This is a genomic window from Prosthecobacter sp. Pr1 (assembly GCF_057652315.1).
This window is the reverse complement of sequence record NZ_JBYFBS010000001.1, coordinates 169,584-188,084: the sequence shown is the minus strand read 5'-3', so window position 1 is coordinate 188,084 and position 18,501 is coordinate 169,584. Positions and strand designations below refer to the sequence as shown.

The 18,501-nt window shown below is 59.8% G+C and carries 13 protein-coding genes; 6 read left to right on the top strand and 7 right to left on the bottom strand.

Annotated elements, in window-relative coordinates:
• Positions 1-89 precede the first annotated feature (89 nt).
• The gene (gene lysS, locus AC24GY_RS00880; RefSeq protein ID WP_487679493.1) at positions 90-1,574 is read left to right on the top strand and encodes a lysine--tRNA ligase; all 1,485 of its coding nucleotides are present in this window, start codon (positions 90-92) and stop codon (positions 1,572-1,574) included.
• A 323-nt stretch (positions 1,575-1,897) separates the two neighbouring features.
• Here the strand turns inward: lysS and AC24GY_RS00875 are convergent, their stop codons facing one another.
• Positions 1,898-2,722, bottom strand: a complete 825-nt coding sequence (locus tag AC24GY_RS00875; RefSeq protein WP_487679491.1) for an alpha/beta hydrolase family protein — start codon at positions 2,720-2,722, stop codon at positions 1,898-1,900.
• 82 nt (positions 2,723-2,804) lie between these two features.
• Between AC24GY_RS00875 and AC24GY_RS00870 the strand changes: the two genes are divergently transcribed.
• On the top strand, positions 2,805-4,229 hold the full coding sequence (locus AC24GY_RS00870) for a sulfatase (RefSeq protein ID WP_487679489.1): 1,425 nt from the start codon (positions 2,805-2,807) through the stop codon (positions 4,227-4,229).
• Positions 4,230-4,235: 6 nt separating this feature from the next.
• Here AC24GY_RS00870 and AC24GY_RS00865 read toward each other — a convergent pair whose 3' ends face one another.
• Complete coding sequence (locus AC24GY_RS00865) at positions 4,236-4,814, bottom strand: class I SAM-dependent methyltransferase (RefSeq protein ID WP_487679487.1); 579 nt, start codon at positions 4,812-4,814, stop codon at positions 4,236-4,238.
• Positions 4,815-4,885: 71 nt separating this feature from the next.
• Complete coding sequence (locus tag AC24GY_RS00860; protein ID WP_487679485.1) at positions 4,886-5,656, bottom strand: tetratricopeptide repeat protein; 771 nt, start codon at positions 5,654-5,656, stop codon at positions 4,886-4,888.
• 202 nt (positions 5,657-5,858) lie between these two features.
• Here AC24GY_RS00860 and AC24GY_RS00855 point away from each other — a divergent pair, with 202 nt between their 5' ends.
• Together AC24GY_RS00855 and AC24GY_RS00850 are read left to right on the top strand one after the other, a co-directional pair.
• Positions 5,859-6,182, top strand: coding sequence for a hypothetical protein (locus AC24GY_RS00855; RefSeq protein ID WP_487679483.1), 324 nt, complete (start codon positions 5,859-5,861; stop codon positions 6,180-6,182).
• 104 nt (positions 6,183-6,286) lie between these two features.
• Complete coding sequence (locus AC24GY_RS00850) at positions 6,287-7,912, top strand: sodium:solute symporter (protein ID WP_487679481.1); 1,626 nt, start codon at positions 6,287-6,289, stop codon at positions 7,910-7,912.
• 78 nt (positions 7,913-7,990) lie between these two features.
• Here the strand turns inward: AC24GY_RS00850 and ilvC are convergent, their stop codons facing one another.
• The gene (gene ilvC / locus AC24GY_RS00845; protein WP_422318059.1) at positions 7,991-9,019 is read right to left on the bottom strand and encodes a ketol-acid reductoisomerase; all 1,029 of its coding nucleotides are present in this window, start codon (positions 9,017-9,019) and stop codon (positions 7,991-7,993) included.
• A 126-nt stretch (positions 9,020-9,145) separates the two neighbouring features.
• On the opposite strand from ilvC, the gene bamJ reads away from it, so the two are divergent.
• Together bamJ and AC24GY_RS00835 are read left to right on the top strand one after the other, a co-directional pair.
• The gene (bamJ, locus tag AC24GY_RS00840) at positions 9,146-10,024 is read left to right on the top strand and encodes a BamJ family beta-barrel-assembly machinery protein (RefSeq protein WP_422318061.1); all 879 of its coding nucleotides are present in this window, start codon (positions 9,146-9,148) and stop codon (positions 10,022-10,024) included.
• Between the two features lie 879 nt (positions 10,025-10,903).
• Entirely contained in the window at positions 10,904-12,010 is a 1,107-nt protein-coding gene (locus AC24GY_RS00835) for an acyltransferase family protein (protein ID WP_487679478.1), read from the top strand.
• A gap of 357 nt (positions 12,011-12,367) precedes the next feature.
• Here the strand turns inward: AC24GY_RS00835 and AC24GY_RS00830 are convergent, their stop codons facing one another.
• The 3 genes from AC24GY_RS00830 to AC24GY_RS00820 form a co-directional block, all read right to left on the bottom strand.
• The gene (locus tag AC24GY_RS00830) at positions 12,368-12,784 is read right to left on the bottom strand and encodes a hypothetical protein (RefSeq protein WP_487679476.1); all 417 of its coding nucleotides are present in this window, start codon (positions 12,782-12,784) and stop codon (positions 12,368-12,370) included.
• Complete coding sequence (locus AC24GY_RS00825; protein WP_487679474.1) at positions 12,781-13,395, bottom strand: hypothetical protein; 615 nt, start codon at positions 13,393-13,395, stop codon at positions 12,781-12,783. Before AC24GY_RS00825 ends, AC24GY_RS00830 begins: the two co-directional genes overlap by 4 nt.
• 199 nt (positions 13,396-13,594) lie before the next feature.
• Positions 13,595-18,421: a PVC-type heme-binding CxxCH protein gene (locus tag AC24GY_RS00820; protein WP_487679472.1), complete on the bottom strand. Its 4,827-nt coding sequence runs from the start codon at positions 18,419-18,421 to the stop codon at positions 13,595-13,597.
• Between the last annotated feature and the right edge of the window lie 80 nt (positions 18,422-18,501).

Here is an 18,501-nt window from a genome sequence, read left to right as displayed (position 1 = left end):
GCTCTGGCAATCTCCAAACCATGGGCGGCTTTTGCAGTGGCAATGCGCCCGGAAACGGCTATGAACACGGCCCACTCATCCGTACGACCATGCAACCGACGCCCGCAGCCCCAGAACATTCCGAGTCCGAACTCCTCCAATTCCGCCGCGAAAAGCTCGACGGACTGGTGAAGGCCGGACTGGACCCCTTCGGCGGCCGCTTTGACACCACGCATCAGCCCGGCTCGCTGAAAGAACAGATGAAGTCCCATTTCGAAGAGCTTCAGGTAAGCGTCGCTGGCCGCGTGCTCTCTCGCCGCGAGATGGGCAAGGCCACCTTCTTTGACATCGGCGACATCACCGGCCGCATGCAGTGCTACCTCAGCAAGGGCGACGTCGGCGATGAAGCCTACGTGCAGTTCAATCAACTCATCGACATCGGCGACTTCGTCGGTGTGGAAGGTTTCACCTTCGTCACCAAGCGCGGCGAAAACTCCATCCACGTCAAAAAACTGACCCCGCTGTCCAAGGCCCTGCGTCCCCTGCCCGACAAATGGCACGGCGTCACGGACAAGGAGATCAAGTACCGTCAGCGCTACCTCGACCTCATTGCCAATGACCGCAGCCGCGAGATCTTCGTGACCCGCAGCAAGATGGTCGCCGCCATCCGCAACTACATGCAGGAGCGCGGCTTCCTCGAAGTCGAAACCCCCATGATGCAGGATGTCCCCGGCGGCGCCGCAGCCAAGCCCTTCGAGACTTTCTTCCACGCGTTGAATCAGCAGATGTTCCTCCGCATCGCGCCGGAGCTCTATTTGAAGCGCCTGCTCGTCGCCGGCTTCACGCAGATCTTTGAACTCAACCGCAACTTCCGCAACGAAGGCCTCAGCCGCCGCCACAATCCCGAGTTCACCATGCTCGAAGCCTACTGGGCTTACGCCGACTTCGAAAAGATGGCCGACCTCGTCGAAGGCATGATCTGCCACCTCGCCGAAAACTTCTGCGGCGGTCTCAAGATCGAGCACAAAGACGAAGAAGGCACCGTCACCAAGTCCATCGACCTCTCCCGCCCATGGCGCCGCGCCCGCTACACCGACCTCCTCAAGGGCGTCGATCCAAAGTGGTATGAGTACACCCCCGAAGAACGCAAAGCCCGCGCCAAGGAACTCGGCGTCGAGATCGGAGCCAACTTCGAAGACTACGAAGTCACCCAGCACGTCTTCGAGCGCCTCATCGAGGCGAAGCAGTTCGATCCCCTCTACGTCACCCATTGCCCGAAGGAACTTGTCCCCCTGGCCAAGCAGAACGCCACAGACGACTCCATCGTGGACGTTTACGAACTCATCATCAACGGCCAGGAAATCAGCCCCGGTTACTCCGAACTGAACAACCCCATCGTCCAGCGCGAACGCCTCGAGCACCAGGCCGGCGAAGAGACCCAGAAGATCGACGAAGAGTTCATCCTCGCCCTCGAACACGGCATGCCCCCCGCCGGCGGCATCGGCATCGGCATCGACCGCCTCATCATGATGCTCACCGGCGCCGAAAGCATCCGCGACGTCATCCTCTTCCCGCAGCTGAAGCGGAAGGACTAATTCTACATTGTTAGACTTGGTCGTCAGCCAGGCTGCTTTCGGCTCAGCGAAGCAAAGTAGCCTTGTTCCTGTGGAACAAGGAACGCTCCGCCTCGCCCCAGACACTTAACAAGGTAGAACTTAGGCCCGCTTGAATACTTGGGCTGAGCGCCCGAAGCAGGCTCATGCCCCTCCGAAAGCCCGGAGGGCTGGCATTCAAATAGCCGCGAGTGCCAACCCAGGGAACTGCACCTTCCCTCTCAAAGGTCGTGGAACCGCGTAGCGGTGACACAAAACGCCTCCATACCCAAACCTGACTGGGTCGCATGAACGACCCACGCTGATCACTTCTTCACCGTCTTGCCCGCATCCAGAAACTCGATCGCTTTCTTGAGCCATTCAGCCTTCGGCGGCTGGTGCCCCTGCCCCGGCACGTTCATCAACTCCACCGCCTTAAACCCCTCTTTCTTAAAGCCGTTTTCAAACACCGCGCTCGTGTTCTTGAGATTGAAATCCTTCTCTCCCGTCACGAGCACATAACGGCACTGGTCCTTCGCCAGCGCGGCAATCTCCTCATGCGGAATGTACCGCGCCTCAAAGACCTCACTTTTATCCAGGGTGACAATGTCCGTGTAAAAATTCGTGCCCATGAAGGCGATGGTCCCGGTGAACATGTCTGCATACGTCACGCCAAGCATGCTGGCCACACGCCCGCCGCCCGAGAAGCCGGAGACATAGACACGCTTGTCGTCAATGTCGTAGAGCTCGCGCATGTTGTCGTTCGCATCCACGGCCATGCGCATGCGGGCGAAGACTTCGCGGTTGTTGCCGGAATTATGCGCGCCCACAAAGATGAGCTTCTTCTCCGCCAGCACAGCCTCCCATTCAGGCGAGATCGAAGGCGCGGGACTCGGGCTCACCCAGATGAAAAGTCCATGCGGATCGCCCTTCTTGTACTTCTTCGGCACAATGATGTCGAATTTCTCCATGCTCACGTCGTAGGGCGGCGGTGTCTCCGCCGCATGCATGCGCATCTTGATCTGTGCATTGTCGGAGACCTGCGGCGAGACTTTGAAGGAAATGGGCGAACGCACACCGGGCTTGATCGCCACATCGGCGGCGAAGCTAAGCGCGGTCAGGAAGGGAAGGATCAGGAGGAGCCGGGACATGCGCCGATCAAAGCGGCTCCGTTTGCGGCTGTCGATGCTGAAATCATGCAATCTCTCAGCTGCACCACTCGTTCACGGGCCCATGAAGCACCTGCTCTGCCTCTTCCTCCTCACACTCTCCCTGCGTGCCGCAGATCGCGCGCCCAACATCGTTTTCATTCTCGCAGATGACCTCGGCTATACCGACGTGGCATGCTTCGGCTCCAAATACTACGAGACGCCCAACATCGACAAACTCGCGCAGCAGGGCATGAAGCTCACCCGGCACCACCACTGCCAGAACTGCCAGCCCACACGCGCCGCCCTGATGAGCGGCCAGTACGCCCCACGCACCGGCGTCTACACCGTGGGCGGCATCGACCGCTTTGGTTGGGAGTCGCGCCCATTGCGTCCGGTGGACAACGCACAGCAGCTGCCCCTGGAAAAAATCACCATCGCGCAAACCATGAAGCAGGCCGGCTACGCCACCGGGATGTTCGGCAAATGGCACCTCGGCGAAAAAGACGCATACCATCCCGGGCAGCGCGGCTTTGACGAAGCCATCGTCACCATGGGAAAGCACTTCGATTTCAAAACTCAGCCACCGGTCGAATACCCTAAAGGCGAATACCTCGCCGACTTCCTCACCGACAAGGCCGTCGATTTCATCCAGCGCCACAAAGACGCCCCCTTCTTCCTCTACCTGCCCCATTTCGGTGTCCATTCCCCGCACGACGCCAAAGATGAAATCACCGCCCGCTTCAAGGACAAGCCCCCCGTCGGCGGCCATCACAGCCCGGTCTACGCCGCCATGATCGCCAGCGTGGACGAAAGCGTCGGCCGCGTCATGGCCACCCTCGATGAACTCAAACTCGCCGACAACACCGTCCTCATTTTCGCCAGTGACAACGGCGGCGTGGGTGGCTACGCCCGCGAGGGCCTCAAAAAAGCAGGCGACATCACCGACAACGCCCCGCTCCGCAGCGGCAAAGGCAGCCTCTACGAAGGCGGCACCCGCGTCCCCTTCATCGTCCGCTGGCCCGGCGTCACCAAGCCCGGCTCCAGCAGCGATGTGCCCACCATCCACGTGGATCTATACCCCACCTTCGCCGAGATCGGCAAAGCCACACCTCCCGCCAATCAGCCCCTCGATGGCGAGAGCCTCGTCCCACTCTTTCGCGATGCCTCCGCCAGCCTGAAGCGCGACGCCATCTACCAGCACTTCCCCGGTTATCTCGGCGCAGGAGAAAACACCTGGCGTACCACTCCCGTCGGCCTCATCGAAGAAGGCGACTGGAAGCTCATGGAGTTCTTCGAAGACGGCCGCCTTGAATTGTACAACCTCAAGGATGACATCGGCGAGCAGAAGAACCTCGCCGCCGAACAGCCCGAAAAGATCAAGGAACTGCACGCCAAAATGATCGCATGGCGCGAAGCCATCAAAGCACCGATGCCCACGAAAAACGCCCAGCAGACCACCGCAGCACCCAAGAAAAAGGGCAAAGGCAAAAAGAAGAAAGCGGAGTAAACCCGCTCACTTTTTCCGCGCCAGATACACAAACGCCGGCGGCACATTGCCCCACACGATGCGGCTGGTTTCCACGCCATGCGTCATCTCATGCAGCAGCGCACGAAACTGCCTGCCGCCCGGCAGCTTGTGAAATCCCCAGTACGCAAAAGTGGCAAAGCATCCTCCCGGCGCGAGGTGCGGCAGCACATTGTTCAAAATGGCCTCCTGCAGCCCGCGCGGAAACGCCGTCCATGGCAGGCCGCTCACGATCGTGTCAAACTTCTCCCCGGCAGGCAGCACCTGGCTGAAATCAAACTCCTGCGCTCCAGCACACTCAAAGCGCATCTTCGGAAACCGTGGCCGCAGTTGCTGCACAAAGGTCTCGATCAGCTCGATGCCCACATAGTCCGCATCACGCGGCATGGCGTCGGCAATGGCTCCGGTAAAGGCACCCGTTCCGGGCCCAAGCTCAAGAATCCGTTTGGACTTCCACACACCCGCAGACTCCATCATGCGCTCCGCCAGCGCCGTACTTGAGGGCGCCACCGCGCCGATGGTCTTCCAGTTATGACGCAGTTCTTTGACGAAGGTGACGGCTGACATTGGGGCCGATGTTAACGAGTACCTGCCATGGCGCGAGAGCTTTTGCAGCAGAATGCCTTCAGCAAAGACAATTATTTTTTGATCTCCGCCGCGATCCGCTTCCGGCAGTCTTCTGCAGCTTGAGTGTACGGATGGCCCTCACCCAGGCCTTTTTTAAAGCCCTCCTGCGCGCGCGCCATGAAAACCAGCGCATCCTTGTGCCTGGCCTGCGCCTCAAGGCACAAAGCCAGATTGAAGCAGCTCATGAAAACATCGGCATGCTTCACTCCCAGCACCTTCTCGCGCAGCGCCAGCACCTTGCGGTGCTCCTTCTCGGCCTCCGCATGCCTGCCCATGTCATTCAGCGCCGTCGCCAGGTTGTTGCGGCTGTCCAGCGTGTCCAGATGCTCTTCGCCCAGCACACGCTGCCTCACCTCCAGCACCGCACGATACTCGCGCACCGCTTCCGCATGCCTCCCCTGTTCCTGCAGCGTCATCGCCAGATTGTTCCGGCTCAGCAAAGTGTCCGGGTGCTCCTTGCCCAGCACACGCTGGCGGATGGCCAGCACCGCACGATTTTCTTTTTCCGCCTCGGCATACTTGCCCTCCCCGGCCAGCGTGGCCGCCAGATCGCTCCGGCTTGTCAGCGTGTCCGGATGCTCCTTGCCAAACACCTCCCTGCAGGTGGACACGATCACCCGCAGTTCCGCCTCCGCCTCCACCAGCCGCCCCTGGGCAGACATGGCGGCCGCGCTTTCGTAATGCCGATGAAGAGCGATCAAGCGCCCCTTTTCACTCGCCATCTCCGCCTTCGGCGGCTCGGCTCTCAAGCCAGCCCACGGCAGCAGGCAGACAGCTGACATCACCAAGGATAGGCGCATTTCATGCATGGGCGTGTAGGATCATGCGGATGAGGGGATGGTGAAGCAAGACTAAAATCTGGTCAGACGGCGCTCTCACATATGAAAATGACTAATGCATACTTTCTAAACTTTGAACGCCATCCGCTTGGCCGCGTCCAATCCCGCCTCAGCTTCGTGCTGAACTTAAGCCCCTCATCCAACCATGAAATCCCTCTTCAAAACCCTCGGTTTTTCCGCCCTCACTCTTTCCACGGTCCTCCTGACCCAGTGCGCCGCCCCCCGTGCAGGAACCCAAGCTGAAAGTGCTCGTGCCGCCACTCCCACACAGACAGGAAACGTCACAGTAAAAGCTCTGGGGGACACCACTGTCGCCACACGCAGGCTGATCCATCATCCACTCACCAACAAGGACATCGGCAAAGTGTACGAGGAAATCACCATCGTGTCACCCCGTGGCACCTCGGTCGAAGAACGCGTCATCGTGCGCGCCTTGCCAAAGCTGGAGACCAATGTCGTCTCCAAATAACCCGCACCACGGGCCTGTCCCTGCCCCGGGTTAGTTTCCACAGCCGCAGGCTGTTCTCTTGACGTGTGTGGTGCTTTGCAGCGAGACTTCGCACCACACACGCCATGCCTTACCTCCTCGACGCGATCGTCATCCTCGGTTACTTCGCCCTGATCATCGGCATCGGTCTGTCGCAGCGCAGCAAAAGCGACAGCGTGGAAGGCTTCACGCTCGGAGACCGGCAGATTGCCTGGTGGGCCGTCCTCGCCTCCATCCTCGCGGCGGAGATCAGTGCCGGCACCTTCTTCGGCGCTCCGGGCGAAGGCTTTGCACTGCGCAATTTCACCTACATCCAGCTCATTGTCGGTTATCTGCTCGCGCGCGTGGTCGTCAGCGCCGTCTTCATTCCTGCCTATTACCGGCACAATGTCGTCAGCATCTATGAATTCCTCGGCCAGCGCTTCGGCCCCCGCACGCGGCGGCTGACGTCCGCCGTGTTTCTCGTCACCCGCACGCTGGCCAGCGGCACACGACTCTGGGTACCCAGCATGCTGCTGGTTCTGCTGTGGCATCTGCAATATCCCAACGAATTCTTGTCTCCCACCAAGGAGTTCTTCCTCACTGGCGGCGCATTGGTTTTAGTCACACTCGCCACCGCACTCTACACCTCCGTCGGCGGCATTCGCGCCGTGATCTGGACGGATGTGATTCAGATCATCGTCCTCATCTGCGCCCTCGGCTTTTCCTTGTTCTATCTGCTCGGCCACATCCCCGGCGGCTGGGCCGGTGCCACCAAGCTGCTCACCGGTGACAAAGACCTGCTCTTCTGGGACTGGGGCTTCAAGGAGGGCGCAGGCGTCTGGGGCAACATCAAAGGCATCCTCGAACAGGAGTACACCGTTTGGGCCGCTTTCCTCGGCTCCACCTTCGTCACTCTCGCCACACACGGCACGGACCAGGACATGGTGCAGCGCATGCTCACCGCCAAGAACAAAAAGCAGAGCGCCGTCGCCACCATCCTATCCGGCCTGGCAGACGTGCCCATCACGCTCGTCGTTCTCGCCATTGGCATCCTTCTTTGGGTTTACTACCAGCAGAATCCGGACCTCACATTGCCACGCAGTGAATCCGGCATCGTCTCCGCAAACAAGGTCTTCCCCCACTTCATCCTCACCGTCATGCCCGCTGGCATTCGTGGTCTCGTGCTGGCAGGCGTCCTCGCCACCGCCATGGGCTCCCTGAGCACAGCTCTCAATGCCCTCGCCACCAGCTACGTGCGCGATTTCCACTTCCGCTGGTTCGGCGAGCCAGCCACAGACGCAGGCCGCGTGCGCGTGCTGCGCTTTGGCACCGTTCTCTTCGCCGCCCTGCTCATCTCCGTTGCGCTCGGCACCGCCTGGGTCACCGCACATAATCCCACACTCCGCATCCTTCCCATTATCTTGGGCATCTTCGGCTACACCTACGGCTCGCTGCTCGGTGTGTTCATGGTAGGCCTCTTTACCCGCTCCCGTGGCAATGATTTTGGCAATATCCTCGCCATGCTCGCAGGCTTCATCGTCGTCGCCTACCTCAGCGGCCTGGACATCGATGTGCTGAAACTCTTCAATGCCAAAAGCACCTGGAAACATGCCGACTGGGTGCCCGTTATCGAGTTCCCGTGGCGCATCATGTTTGGCACCGTCGTCACCTTCTGCGTTGCGGTCCTCTTCCGCACCCCCGCCCAGACGCAGGCAGACATGCGGGCATAAAAAAGCGCGGACTGTTTCCAGTCCGCGCTCTTCTTGATTCATTGACGGTCCCGCCAGCGGCACCGTCTTCCACCACTCTTACGAGTAGCTGGCCTGCTGGCCCTTGATGTCGCGCTTCTTGATCCACGGCATCAGGCTGCGGAGGCGTGCGCCGGTCTTCTCGATCGGGTGCTTCTCGCCGTCCTTGAGCAGCTTGTTGAACTTCTTGTAGCCCGTCTTCGTCTCGCGGATCCACTCCTTGGCAAACTTGCCGGACTGGATGTCCTTGAGAGCTTCCTTCATGCGCTTCTTCACCGACTTGTCGATGATTTTCGGACCGACCTTCACGTCGCCCCACTTGGCGGTTTCGGAGATCGAGAAACGCATGCCGGCGATGCCGGACTCGTTCATCAGATCGACGATGAGCTTCAATTCGTGCAAGCACTCGAAGTAGGCCATCTCAGGAGCGTAGCCAGCTTCCACCAGCACTTCAAAGCCGGCCTGCACCAGCGCGCTGGCGCCGCCGCAAAGCACGGTCTGCTCGCCGAAGAGATCGGTTTCGGTTTCTTCCTTGAAGGTCGTTTCGAGGACACCACCACGCGTGCCGCCGATGCCGTGCGCCCAGGCAAGGGCGATCTTCTTGGCCTGCTTGTCAGCGTTCTGATAAATGGCGATGAGGGCGGGGACGCCTTTGCCTTCGGTGTATTGACGGCGCACGATGTGGCCCGGGCCTTTCGGAGCCACCATGATCACGTTCACGTCCGTTGGAACGATGATCGTCTTGAAGTGAATGGCGAAGCCGTGGCTGAACAGCAGGGTCTTGCCCTTGGTCAGGAATGGCTTGATGTCCTTGTCGAACACTGCCGCGATTTTCGTGTCCGGCACCGCGACGAAGATCACGTCAGCTTTCTTCACGGCTTCAGCGGTGTCATAGACCTTGAGGCCCTTTTCTTCTGCCACTGCGCGGCTCTTGCTGCCGGGGTAGAGGCCGATGATCACATTGACGCCGCTCTCTTTAAGGTTCAGAGCGTGGGCGTGGCCTTGGGAGCCGAAGCCGATCACAGCGCAGGTCTTGCCTTTGAGCGGTGCAAGGCTGGCGTCTTTTTCAGTATAGATTTTCGCGGGCATATAAGTTCTGGTTAGAGGGGCGGCGATAGTGCTTCAAGGGGGGGGCGGGGTCAAACGGCTTTTTCCCGCCCCGCCAAGGCTGTCATTGACCGCCACGGGCCACTGGGTAGTCTCCGCGCCTCCAATATGAAACCCACCATCGCCCTGCTCTGCACCGCACTTGCTGCGGTACCACTCATTCACGCCCAGGATGTCAAACCCGCACAGCCGGCCGACGCACCCGCAGCTTCCCCCACCCTCCCCATGGACAAAGTCAGCTACTTCATCGGCAAAAACGTCGGCAATTCCATCCTCAAGCAGCAGGAGAAAATCGACATCAAGGAGTTCACTGAAGGCGTCAAAGACGCTCTCACCTCCAAGAAAAGCTCCAGCTACTCCATGGGCACCGGCCTCGGCCAGCAGTTCGCCAGCGAAGGCATCCCGATCGACATCGAAAAATTCATCGCCGGCATCACCCACACCGTGAAGCCCGGCTCTGACAAGCCCGCCTACACCGAAGAAGAACTCACCGCCGCCATGGCCTCCTTCGAGATCTTCATGAAGGCCAAGGCTGAAGCCAACATGACGCCTGAGCAGCGCGCCGAACAGGCCGCCGTGAAGCAGAAAATGGCCGCCGCCAAGGAAGAGGGCGTAAAATTCCTCGCCACCAATGGCAAGCGCAAGGAAGTCACCACCACCAAGAGCGGCCTCCAGTATGAAATCATCAAGGCCGGCACCGGACCCAAGCCCGCCATCACCGACACCGTCAGCGTTCACTACCACGGCACCCTCGTGAACGGCACCGTCTTCGACAGCTCCGTCGAGCGCGGCATGCCCGCCACCTTCGGCCTGCAGGAAGTCATCAAAGGCTGGACCGAAGGTCTTCAGCTCATGCCCGTCGGCTCCAAGTGGAAGTTTGCCATCCCCTCCGATCTCGCCTACGGCGACAGCGGCAGCCCAAGCGGCGGCATTGGCCCAGGCGTCCCTCTCATCTTCGAAGTCGAGCTCCTCGGCATCGTGAAGTAATCGCACCCTTCATCATTGAATCCCATCAGGGCAGGTCCTCGGACCTGCCCTTTTTCATTTCGCCACAAGGCGTCAAGGCTAGGACCAGTTCCAAAACGGATATTCATTCGTGCAGAGACGACTTGGAAGTCTTCTCGGTATGGCGCTTTCCAAAACGGATTTCCGAAAAGCCGCGCGCGACGATACTCGACGGTGCTTGAAGGACTAGGTGCCCCACCTCGTGAAGGACACACGCATGCCCAGCGCAGGTAGGGCTGGCTGTCCTCAGCCAGCCGCCGTCGAAGCCCATGATCTTCGAGTATGAAACAGCCTGCTAACCGGAAATCCGTTTTGGGAAACGCTATGTAAAACATAGTCGCTGTTTGCCGTGAACCCATTGACCGGGTCATTCTTGGTTTGCGGAAGGAAGCGTTCCTCCGATGGCGTAGCCATCTCAGCCTGTAGCGAGGCGGTTGAGCGCAGCGACACCCCTCGTTCACAGAGCCTTCAATTCTCCCACGACAAGCATCGCGTAGCGATGCCAGCACGAGTCATTCATACGCACTCTGATTCCACCATGCTTCCTCTCAGGAGCATCTTGCGCCATTCCACTCCGCCACACACCAGCCCCAAAGGGGCTGCGTAGTACAGCCCAGGGTCAGCCGAGCCTCGGCGAGGCGACCCTGGGTTTCCGGCATCATAACAGGGAAGCAAACCCAACAGTCCGCCACACACAGCGTTTACCAGCAGCGTCTCCAACAAGCCCCCGCCACACATCTCCAGCGCTCCGCCATTGTCCACACCTCGAAACCCACGCTCAACGTCCTTGGCTGAGCATCATTCAGGGTCACTGATCGTTTGCGCTGTCCACTCCGTATGACTCCTGATATTCGCCTCCCCATGTCCCCTGCCCCGCTTTCACCCTCCGCCTCCTCGGCACGCCTGCTGTCCCTCGATGCCCTGCGCGGTTTCGACATGTGCTGGATTCTCGGTCTTTCCACCGTCGTCTCCCAGATCCTCAATCGCGCATTCCCGCAGTCCGATGCCGTCACCACCATCACCACTCAGTTCAAGCATGTGGACTGGGCCGGCTTCCGTTTCTACGACCTCATCTTCCCCCTCTTCCTCTTTCTCGCAGGCGTCTCCCTCGCCATCGCCCTGCCCCGCCGTGTCTCGCGTGATGGCCGCCGCGCCACCATTCGCCACCTGCTCGCACGCGCCGCCATTCTCGTGGCCCTCGGCGTCATTTTCTCCGGCGGCGTGAAGAACGGCTGGGATCAAATCCGCTGGCTTGGCGTGCTGCAGCGCATCGGCATCGCCTCAGCTGCTGCCGGCTTGCTCTCATTGTTTCTAAAAACTCGCGGCTTGACGGTGGCCGCCGCTGTCCTGCTCATCGGCTACTTCCTCATGCTCCGTTTCGTTCCGGTCCCCGGAGTTGGCGCAGGAAACTTCGCCGAAGGCATGAACCTCACCAACTACCTCGACAGCATCTGGCTGCCCGGCCGCAAATACGATGGCAATCACGACCCCGAGGGCATCCTCAGCACCCTGCCAGCCATCGCCACCGCACTGCTCGGCCTGCTCGCAGGCAAATGGATCACAGGTGCCTCATCACCTCCGCGCAAGGCCGCCGGGCTCATCGCCGCAGGCCTCATCATGCTCGCCCTCGGCTGGGCCTGGCATCCCTTCTTCCCCGTCATCAAGAAAATCTGGTCCTCAAGCTTCGTCCTCGTCGCCGCCGGTTGGAGCGCCCTCCTCCTCGGACTGTTTTACACCCTCGTCGATGTCCTCGGTTTTCGCCGCGGCCTCTCCCCCTTCCTCTGGGTCGGCGCCAACCCCATCGCCCTCTACCTCTGCTCCGGCTTTGGCTTCTTCCGCACCATCAGCGAACGCCTAGCCACCACCCCCCCGCCCCCCTACGACTGGCTCCCTTCCGCCCTGACCTTCGCCCTCATGCTCGCCACCGCCCAGTGGCTCCACAAACGACAGCTCTTCCTCAAGGTCTGAAGTACGATAGACCCTCCTGTCTGTCGATCAGCGCTCTCAAAAAACACATTCCGAGCGCAGCATCTGCCACCGTAGGATGGGGGTGGCGACAGCCCGCCCGTCCTTGAGCGCGGTGCAAACACCCATGCCCTTCATCCTCCGATCCAATCACCGAAACACGGAATCAAAGGCTCCATGAATCGCAGGGTTTACGCTGCCCCCCACAACGCCCCGGCAGGCTCGGAAGCGCGTAGCGCTGGCATAACGGTAGCCGTGGGTGCCAACCCACGGAATCGCGCCGCCCGCACCTGTGGAATCCAGTCGAACCGCGTAGCGGTGACACAAACCTCCGCTCCCCCCATCGCATTCTCCCCATCCTCACCCACCCGCTTGCTTCACCGGCAGCAGCAAATGCAGCTCCGCAAAGCCACGATAAAACTCCATCGCCGGCCGTGATGGATCCACCTCATGCTCCTCTGCCATCTGCGCAAACAACCCACCGATTTCATCGAGCTTGCTCTTCCAGTTCTCCAGCTTGATCCGCGCACACGGACCACCCGCCACTTCAATCACCGGCAGCCCCGTCACGCGCTCCTCCAGCTCTCCATCCGACACCAGCCCGGCGTAATACTCCATGCCCGCCTCCGTCGTACAAATCAGGCCATAGGCCTTCCGCCCCTTCATCGCACGCTTCGACTCGATCTCCTGCCATGACGCACGAATGCCGTCTGGAAAAGACCGCGCCTTCACCGTGATCAGCCGCAGCGGCACCTGCTGGATGACGGTGGATTTCATCGGGGTGTGCTGGCGGTATGGTATCGTTTCACCTTGGGCTCTTCCTGGCCTCGTCCACCGCTTTCAAGCCGCAGCGGCACCGGGCCGTCTTCTTTGACTTGAATCGTGGCATGCTCATGAATCACGCCATTGCCTTTGACGGTCATCTCCAGGACCACGGTGAAACCATCCTTCTCATCATGCGCACAAAAGGATTCCCACCAACGCACCTGATCATCACCATTAAACACCAGGAATGGACGGAAACCCATGCCTCCTCCAGGCGCCACGTCCTGGATGCCCAGCCAGCAGCACACCAGTCCATCACCATCCGGATTGCCACCTTCGTTCCAAAACACAAACCGCCGGATCTCCTTCCCACCCTCGCGTGCCATCAGCTCTGTCTTGCAAACAATGCTGCTTTCTTTGGCGAGCCACTTCAATCCGACCGGCTGCCCGGCATCATCATACTGCACCTCGGGGTAGCGGTCTGTTAGATGCTGATCGCTGGCAATCACATCACGGGTCAGAAAGACAACATCCGACCCCATGGTGACACACCTCCCGCCCACATCAGCCGCAGGAAGCATTTTGATCATCAGACCAAAAAGACACGGCAGGAGAAATTTCATGCGGGCATTTTAGACCTCACCCTCATTTGATGGCAAGGCCATCTTGCCCCTCGCAGCGCCCAACTCGAAAAAGCGCGCCGCCCGCCCCGGCAATTTACAATTCTCAGTTTTCAGTTCTCAGTTTACAAGACTCAGCACCTCGTCCTTCGAGGTGCTCAGTGCGAAGAATAAGCGCCATGCCCGAGCGCTCCCGGCCCCATCACTTTCCGCTCGCCCACTTCACCGCATTCGTCAGAATCTGCTGGTACGCCTTCAGATCATGCACCCGCGCATCATGCCCCAGCGCGATGCCCACGACCTTCGCCTTCGCATGCTCCGTGATCCACACACTCGGATGCGACGCCTTGTACTTGTCGCTAGGGCTCGTCTCCGCCAGCACGGTAATCTTGGCCGTCCCCTCCGGAATCTTATCAGCCTCCGCATTCACATAGTACAGCTCATCCTCCACGGTAAAACTCGCAGGCACTCCCGCCATGATCGGATGCTCCGCCTTCACCGCCTTCACCTCAAACGGATGAATCTTGTCATGTCCCCGCGCACCACCACCCACGATCTGCGCATTCAGCTCAGGCCATCCGCCAAAGCCATACCACGTGCCAGGATGCAGCATGATGATCCCCTTGCCCGCAGCCGCGAAATCAAACAGCGCTTTGCGATACACCGCCGTGTCGAAAAACTTCCGGTTCACGCTGATCACCGCCACATCTGCATTCGCAAGCTCAGCCGCAGCCTGATCGCGGTCCTCCGTGTAATGCACCGTAAACCCGGCCGCCTTCAGCGTCGCCACATCCGTCTCGCCAAAGAACTTCGCGAAGTTGTGCGATGACCCGCCGCCAATGACCAGCACCTTCGTCTTCCCAGCTTCCCAGTTCACCGGCGTCACAGCCACCAGCGGCCCATCCCCTTTGCCACCTTCTTTGGGCCCGGTTTCTGGCATACCACGAACGTCCACGTTTGTTTGAGGCTTCGCCACCGCCCCAAGTTTCGCAGGCTCCATGCTCGCCGTGATCGCCACCGTGCAAGGCGTGACAATGCTGCCGCTCGTCTCCAGCGTGATCTTCTTCAGCGCGCCCTTCTTCTTCAAGTTGATTGCGAAATAACGCAGCTGTCCGCGCCGGGTGAAGTCGCCCGCATCATCACTCAGCGGCACCTCGGCCTTGCCGATGTAGTCGGCGAAGTGCTCTCCGTTTTTGAGCACGATGCTCTCCTTGTCGCCGTCGGCGAATTCAACCTGCACCGTCATCGCGGGCTGCCCGAGAGCTTTGTTCCCGCCAAAAGGCCAGCCCCAGCCAGCCACACCACCAAGGAAGTGCAGGCTTGCGGCGGTGGCGCTCGTGGCGATCTCGACCTTCTCAGGAAAATTCTCCGCCACCGTGCCTTTGCCACCCCCTTTGAGCGCGATCAGGCTCGCGCCCGATTGCGATTTCTCGGGGTCCATCACGAAAAACGGCACGCCATTCACAGTGACATTTCCAAATTTGTGCAGCGTCACCGTCTGATCCTTCGCATCTTCCTTCGCGAAGATGCCGGCACGGCTGTCAGCGTTGTAGGCCGTGCGCAGATCAATCACACGGAACTTCTGCTCGCCACCGCAGATGAAGGCCAGAATGTCCCGCAGCGTCTCAGCACCCAACGCATCCAATCCGTCCGGCATCAGACTGCGCCGCGTGTTTTCCCGCGTGACGATGTCGTCCTTCTTGATTTCAAAATCACCCACCTGATTGCGCAGCGTCAGGCTCGCCTGGTTCTCCGTGATGATCACACCCGCCTGCGTCTCACCCTTCTTCGTGGTGATGTTCCAGGCCCAGAAGCTCGGATCCACCTCACGGTTCGGATCCACAATATGCACCAGCAGTTCCGCCGGACCGTGCGCCCCCATGCCCGTGAGCTGCGGCCCCACATCACGCAGCCCCAGATCCCCCAGCTTGTGACAAACCGCACAAGCCGCAGCAAACATCGCCTTGCCCTTCACCGCATCGCCCGGCTTCTCCACCTCCGGCGTCAGCTGCGCGAGCAGCTCATTCTTTGCCTTCGCATTCGGGTTCAGCTTGTCGATCATCGCATTCGCCTGCTTCGCCACCTGTTTGTTCGGATGTGTCCGCAGCCGCGCAATATTCCCCGGCCCAATCTCCTTCGGATCAATCTTCCCATTCTGGATAGCAGCCAGTAGCGCCAGCGAAGCCTCAGGCCGTTTCAAGATCGCATCAAAAGCCTGCGTGCGCAGTTCAGCCTTCAGCCCGTTCAGGTTCCCCACCAGCTCCGTGACACTCCCCTTCTCATCCATCGCCGCAATGATCGCAGCCTGCAGAGCCACAGGCGAATCCGGACGCGCCAAAGCCCCCACCACCAGCGCACTCGCCTCACCACCGATCCCAATCAGAGCCTTCGCAGCCGTGATGCGCTCACTCATTGCCGCAGCCTTGTCCTCCAGCTTCGCCGTCAGACGTGCAATCTGCCCTTTCACCTCAGCCGCCAGCACCCCCGCCTTGTCCCACTTCACCACCAGCGGCAACGCAGCCGCTGCAATTGCAGGCTGCGTGAGAAGCTTCTTCAAAGCAGCCGTCAGCTCCGGCGTGAGCGCAGGCCCATCACTCAACTGCTGGGTGATGCCCTGCAGGATGACAATTTTCAGCGCATCGGCTTTGGCATCCGCATTGGCACAGGCACTGATAAGTTTGTCTGCACCAGCAGGCAAGGCCGCCGGAAGCAATGCGGCTACAAAAGCTTCTGCCCCACCATGGGTGAGCGCGGCTTCAATGCTTGGCTGCGCCTGATCAGCGCAGGCGGCAATCAACGCAGAACGACTCCAGTCCTCCTTGGCAGCCGCGTAGTCCTTCAGAACCTTCTGACGTCCTGCTTCGGTCTGCACAGCCTTTTCAGCTGCTTCGTACGCTTTGAGGGCATCGCTGCCCATGCTTGCATTGAGGTTTTCGCCCTTCTTCACCACCTTGGTCGCCTGCTTGTGTTGCACCTTCCAGATGCGGCCAAAATAATGGTCACGGTCAGGACGCACCGCCGCATTCGCCGGACCATGAATCGGCCCGCGCGTGTCATTATGAATCACCGCCTGATTATAAAAATCCACCACATACAGCGCCCCATCCGGCCCCACACGGTTCTCAATCGGACGGAACCACAAATCCTTGCTGCGAATAAACTCCGTCTTCTCACGCCCCGCTTCACGATGCGCCTTGTAAGTCACTCCATCTTTCTCCACAAAGAAATGACTCACAATGTTCAGCGTCGGCTCGGTGGTGAAGTAGCTGTAGTTCCACTTCGACGGCCACGCGCCGCCTTCATAAATGGCGCAACCAGCCGCAGCCGTGTAGCTCCCCACCTGATCGATCTGCACATACGCCTGCTCCGGCCATGACATCAGCGGATACGTCGGCTCCTTCGGCAGCATCCCATTCGTGCCCATCACCCCCGGCAGCTTGCCCTTCGCCAGCACATACTCCGGCAGCACCACATGCAGGAAATGATTCCCGCTCGTCGGCTGCGTGAAAAATACCTGCCCGTCCGTGGTGATGTCCAGCCCCCAGGTATTCCCACCGCGCGAAGCATACTGCTCAAACGCGCTGCCATCCGGCTTGAACCTCACGACACCACTTCCATCCGTCCCAAAATCCTGTTTGCCATCCGGCGATGTCACATGCCCGGAGCTGTACCCATGCGTGGCATACACCCACCCATCCAAACCCCAGCGCAGATTGTTGATCACCGCATGCGTGTCTCCCGTTCCCAGCCCCGTGTAAAGCTTCGTCCGCTTGTCAGCAGTCTCATCACCATCGGTGTCTTCAAGATACCAGATGTCCGGCGCAGCACAGGCAATAACACCCTTCTTGTAGAAGCAGAAGCTCGTCACGAGTTCCAGCTTGTCCGCAAACACATGCTTCTTGTCCATCACCCCGTCACCGTTTGTGTCAGACAAAATTGAAATCCGGTCGATCGGATCACGGTCATACTTGGTCGTCCATGAGCCGCTGTCCTTCCACTTCTCCACATTCAGCTCACGCCGCCCGTTCGGATACTCCGGCGTCTCACACACCCACAGCCGCCCCTTTTCGTCCCAGTCCACATTCATGACCTTGTTGATCAGCGGCTCGCTGGCCACCAGCGCGATGTCGAACTCCGGATGCACCTCCAGCTTCTCCGCCGCCTTCTCCGGCCTCGTGGGTCCACCTTCCACATACCGCAGATTGTCCCCCAGCTCCTCCGGCTTGCACAGCTCATCCACATTCTCCCTCTTCCCCGCCCAGGCGATCCCCCTCAGCAGCAGCGCCCGGAAATTCGGCCGGCTGAAGTTCGCATAGTAGTGCCCCGGAATGCTGACAAAAGACCGGTAGTTGCCCTTCTCGTAAGTCCACATCTGCGGCTGAATGTCATAGATGCTGACCTCCTTGCCACCCTTCGTAATTTCAGCAGCGCGTTTGGCAGCCTTTTCATTCCGCACCCCCGCAGGTTTCGGAGTGTAAGCCCCGGCCAAAATGTGGCACTCAGGCAATACATCCATGTCGTAGTAAATTTCGTCATCCATTGCGAAATTCGACACATCTTTCGTGATTTTGTCCGACCTGTCGGTGAAATACAAATGCATCGGCCCCTCCCGCCATTTCGTCTGCCCATGGTGCCAGGAGCCGCCGATGATGCCCTTGAACCAGTCATGATCCTTGGAAACCGAGGCCGCGTGGATCGTCACAATGCCGCCCCCCCGCTGCAAATACTCCATCAAGTCCTTCCGCTCCTGCCCGATCTTGATGTCCCCTCCGCTGTCCAGATGCAGAATAAGGACATCCGTTGCATCCAGTTGCTCTTTGGTGGGAAATGCATCCCCCCCCGTCGCCTTCGCCCCCCGCTCATTCAGCAGCGGCACCCAGTCCCGCAGGAAGGAGGGATGATCATGCGCCCCCGGGCCGTGGGACTTCGGACCCGACCGGATGAAAACGCGCAGCGGCTCCGCCGCGAAGGACGAGTGCGGAACAACGCAAGACGCTGCAAGTGCGAGACAGAAAAGGAAACGTTTCATGGTTGGTTCGATGGTAGGCAGAACCAACGCATGATGTGAAGCCCGTTTTCGCACGGCACACTATCGGAAATGCACATGCC